Source organism: Endozoicomonas sp. SESOKO4, from assembly GCF_024606275.1.
Window position 1 is genome coordinate 1 of the sequence record NZ_JAHHPS010000023.1, and the last position, 1,221, is coordinate 1,221.

Below are 1,221 nucleotides of genomic sequence, written 5' to 3' on the forward strand. Positions count from 1 at the left end.
TTATTGCAACCGCAGTAGGACAGCCTTAAGTCCGACAGGCTGCTAGTGCTGCTGTGATGAATTTGGTGCAGATACCTCGTTCACTGAGTTCCTTTTTGTTCACGTAATCGCTCCAGGGGTAACATGGCTGAACGGCTCGATGAGCCTGAGAAGGAACGGTTAACAGTGAGGTGAGTTCAGGCTGATACGATCAAACGATTGTACCAGCCTTTGACCGAGGTTTGGCAATGGGGATTAGGTGAAATATCGTTGGGTTTTTAAGCGGGTGCAGTGAATTTTTAGGTAGCACCCACAGGCAGTAGTTTCTGGTGTCTGAGAGCACTGAGATCCTCACCTGTTTGTTCAGATTGTTGTTTTTCAGAAAGCCTGAAGTCCGGCGCCACATGAGATCAGTGCTCTTTTGTTTTGTTATTTTGGATCTCAACACCAAAGTATTTAAAATAAATTTGCAATCCTCGTTGGTTAAGCTGCGCGTTTCCATAACCCTTCGGTATTCTGAGAGCATGATGTGGAATAGTTGGCTCCCCATCCCCACATACGCGATTTTCAGTGGCATCTGCAGTGGTCGTATTTGTAGCTTCAAGGGCATCTGCAGTGGTTGTATTTGTAGCTTCAAGGGTATCTGCAGTGATCGTATTTATAACTTCAGGGGCATCTGCAGTGGTTGTATTTGTAGCTTCAGGGGCATCTGGAATGATCGTATTTGTAGCTTCAGGGGTATCTGCAGTGATCATATTTATAACGTCAGGTGCAGGGGAAGACAGGGTTAAACTTAAATCAGAGTCTGTATTACCTATTGCCGGGTGCACCAGCACTTGGGTCAGTTCATTTGATGCAGGATCAAAGTGAACAATTAAACCGGCTGGCGGTGCTGGTTGATCATTGCTTTCAGGGCGATGATTGGTATTTTCTGTATATTCATCGGCCATGGCCTCGTGATCGAGTTCATAGGTTTTCCTCCTTGATCTACACCATTTAACCAGGCCGCAAGTACCAAAGCCTACTATGGCCAGCGGTGGCAACAGACCAGCGAACACCCGTTTCAGTATTCGCGAGGTGTAATCGGCTGGTTTTACGCTGACCACTGTTCGTATTTGACTGAACTGGTTGTGTGGGTTAGCTGCTGTTACAGTCAGGGGCCATCTTTCCGATAGTGCCCAACCACCGCTTTCTTTACTCAAAGGGGTATCACTATCAGGATTGACCACTAAACTGTTGTTT

General features: G+C 46.5%; 1 protein-coding gene. It reads right to left on the minus strand.

What is annotated here, in order from left to right; all coding sequences use genetic code 11:
- Positions 1-389 precede the first annotated feature (389 nt).
- On the minus strand, positions 390-1,221 hold an 832-nt coding region (locus tag KDK16_RS00395), incomplete at its 5' end, for a hypothetical protein (protein WP_257274201.1).